The organism is Mesorhizobium sp. FG116, assembly GCF_057809835.1.
In genome coordinates, this window is record NZ_JBMDKS010000081.1 from 1 (window position 1) to 3,368 (window position 3,368).

Consider the following 3,368-nt stretch of genomic DNA (forward strand, 5'->3'; position numbering starts at 1 on the left):
GCGCAGGTATAGGCCGGCCGTTCAAAATTGTATGAGCCATCACCGTCTCTTCAGTTTGGTGGTCAACCTAGCCAGCTTTCGTGTCAGGTAACGAGCTGTTCGCCTTGAGTGCCGCCATCAGCATCGGTCCGACTGAAAACTGCCCTGCCCTCGCCTTTTCGGTGAGCACACGCAAATACCCTCCAGCTGAATTGATGTGCTGGGCGCGCTGCAGGATGCAGGCGACGACGATCGGCGCCGTCTCCTGACCCATGACATGACAGGCCTCCTCATATGCCGAAGGCGAAACACCCAGATAGCCCCTCACCTGCGCTGCGGTCACCATCAAATCGCGCCAGCTGTGGATACCGTCGACGGCATAGTCGGCGATGTCGGGGCAAGCTTTCAGCACAAGTCCCAGCGGATAGGTCCTAGGCTGCTCTTCCCGTCGGGGTTGTGGCTCGGCGGCGGCCCTGGCTTTCTCGAAAGCTGGTTCAAATTCAAAAATAGAGTCGGGGTTTGAATCAGATTGCTGCCGCTCATTTTGAGACTCATTGGCGCTCCGATTCTGAACATTAATGAGCCTTTCCAGTGAGATATCGACTTCATCGCGAATAGCATCGAGTTCCGTCGCGAATGGCTCCAATTCAGAGAGCATCGCCTTGCGCGGAAGGCGCTCCACGACGGCCCTGAACCGCCGCCACAGGCTTGCCCAGGCACCCGGAGCGCTTTCCTCGATCGCCGTCTCGATCAGTTTGCCTATATCGCGGCGTTGCAGCGTGATGCGCTCGCGTATCAGCCTCAGCGCACGGTTCTCCGCACGCACCCGTTCAGCCGCGGCGTGGAATTCATCGGTGCGAGCTAAGAGCGGCGCCAGCGAGAAGCCGAAGGCGTCCTCCAGTTCCCCTCCCCTGCCCTTGCGGGCATAGCGCTTGCCGTTCGGGCTGTCCCTGCGCAGGATGATGCCGCACTCGAGCAGCACAGCCAGGTGCCGACGCAGCGTGGCATCCGCCATGCCGTGCGCCCGGAGCGCGAGTTGCCGGTTCGACGGGAACACGATCAGCCCGTTTTCCGCCGACAGTTCGTCATCCGGATAGAACGATAAAAGCCCTGCCAGCACCGCCAGCGCGCGGTCGCCGACGCCGATGATCGCCTTGCCCTCGCACAGGTCGCGATAGACCTGCCATTTGTCGGCGGCCTTGCCCTCAGGTATCTCCGCCGCCTCGTGACGCGCTGCCAAAAGCGCAATCGACATCGCCCGACTCCCGAAGGGAGTCGTTGCAATTTCCCTCTCCATGTTCCTTCACCTTCATTGAGGCAAAAGAAACTTGCTCGCCAAAACGACGCCAAGACTCTTGACAGTGATTCGCGAATTTGCGATTCTCAGAGTTGCTACACGACTGAGAAGGGCTTCCGCGCGGAGACGTTCGGGGGCCTTTTTCTTTTGCGGGTTTTTACTCTCCTGCTACTCCTTCGCGGACTTCCGGAAGGCCTCATAGAGGTCATCAAGTTGTCCAATGATGAAATCAGCAAAGCGAAGGCCGTCGCTACTCCCGAGAGTGACGGTGGCTTTCTTCGCTATTTTTTTGACAGTCACGCTAACCGACTTGTCGGCGGGCACCCATGCTTTGTCGTCAGACTTTATCACTGCCTTACGGACTGCCATTCCACTCGTGTTCACGGCAGCAAAGAGGCGCTCAAACCGTTCGGTGCTCTCAAGTTTGCTAAATTCGGAGGCCGAAACAATGTCGTTAACTACGTTGGATTTCTTACTGACGAGAAGAGACAGGGCTACCCAACGCTCACGGCCAACTTCGGGCGCGGAGCCAATTGCCTGAATAACGGCAACCGGAATTCGGATGGCAACAGAAATCATTTTTGACACGGCAGCTTCATTGGATGCCAAGGCCGAGCAAATGACATCGCGGCCGTATCCCAGTTCCTCAAGACTCTTGGCGAAGGTAGCTTTCTCAATGAAACTCAAATTCGCTCTGGCAGAGTTTTCCTGCCCCTGAGCGATAACATGGGCGGTATCGTCGATGGCTTTAACGACCGCCCTCACCTTTCGGCCGAGCTGTTTGGCAACTCGAAACCGGCGGTGCCCAAACACGATCATATAGCGACCGTCTGCCCTTGGATGCGGGCGCACAAGGATCGGTGAATTCTGACCGTTCTCCCGTATTGCCTCAAGCAGTTCAAGATATTGTTCTCGGTCGTCCTCGATACGATCTGCCACGAAGGACGCATCGATCACTGCCGGATCGAGATCAACAATTTGCTCGCCTTCCAGATAGGCGTCGGCTTGCCTGGCTAAGTCATTGACGGACCGGATCATCGACTTGGATGCGCCTCGCATCGGGTATGCGGGCGCGGAGCCTTCTGAGATATTGTCATCTATCCCTACGAGGCCAGACAGTAGGTTCTTACGAGCCATCTACCCGATCCCCAATCCGTTCAGCGCATTGATCTGACATGCAAAAAGCTCGATTTTGTCAGCGGACAAGCTGGCGCCCCCATGCTTCATGGATAAGCCCTACGATTTCGCCATTCACATCTTCCAGAGCTTCCATAGCTCGATCATATGTTGACCGCGTCATTGCGCTTTTCTCCACTTCATAGAGTGTCTGTTTCGTAATTCCTGCGTCAGACACCGCGGTAGATTTTAGCATCTGGTTCTTGAGCACGAATTCACCAAATAGCGTTTGCAAGAACGCGACCATCTGGGCTTGAGGCTGGTCTGTCGGCTCGTACCGCGTAATCAGATAGCGATACCATTGAAGATTCACGGCTGCTCCAGCGCTCCTGATAGGTTCCAAGATACCGCCGAGCATGAGCAGGAACTGACCCATCGACATTACATCCAACATCTGCGGATGAATCGTAATCAGAACCGATGTCGCGGACGTCAGTGCAGTGATCGTCAAGTAACCAAGTTGTGGCGGACAATCGACAATGACAACGTCGTACTGCTCATCGACCTCTGCCAAGGCGTTAGAGATACGGGTGAAGAACGCCTTCCCCTCGTTCGAGCTTTTGTCCGACATTGCAAGCGGAGTGTCGTACTCGAACTCCTGCAATTCCAGGTTGGCCGGAACGATGTCGAGGCCAGGGAAATTCGTCCTCTGGATAACCTCCGAGATCGGGACTTTCTCCCCATCGTATCGGATCGCGTCATAGATCGATTTGACTTGGTCAAGTTCTGGCTGAAAGCCATGTAGCGACGAAAGAGAGGCCTGCGGATCGAGGTCGAGAGCCAGCACTCGATGTCCAGTCAGAGCTAAATGCTGCGCAAGATGGGCTGCAGTAGTTGTCTTTCCAGATCCGCCCTTGAAGTTTACCACAGCCACGACCTGAAGTTTCTCACCTCCACGTCGATGAGGGACATACAT

3 protein-coding genes are annotated in these 3,368 nt (G+C 55.8%); all 3 read right to left on the reverse strand.

All coding sequences use genetic code 11. From position 1 onward, the window contains the following. Nucleotides 1-67: 67 nt before the first annotated feature. Nucleotides 68-1,276, reverse strand: coding sequence for a plasmid replication protein RepC (gene repC / locus ACODTY_RS23550; protein ID WP_488996601.1), 1,209 nt, complete (start codon nucleotides 1,274-1,276; stop codon nucleotides 68-70). 168 nt (nucleotides 1,277-1,444) lie between these two features. Beyond that, on the reverse strand, nucleotides 1,445-2,413 hold the full coding sequence (repB, locus tag ACODTY_RS23555; protein WP_488996602.1) for a plasmid partitioning protein RepB: 969 nt from the start codon (nucleotides 2,411-2,413) through the stop codon (nucleotides 1,445-1,447). A 58-nt stretch (nucleotides 2,414-2,471) separates the two neighbouring features. Next, nucleotides 2,472-3,368, reverse strand: an 897-nt coding sequence (gene repA / locus ACODTY_RS23560; RefSeq protein ID WP_488996603.1) for a plasmid partitioning protein RepA, incomplete at its 5' end; no start/stop codon positions are given.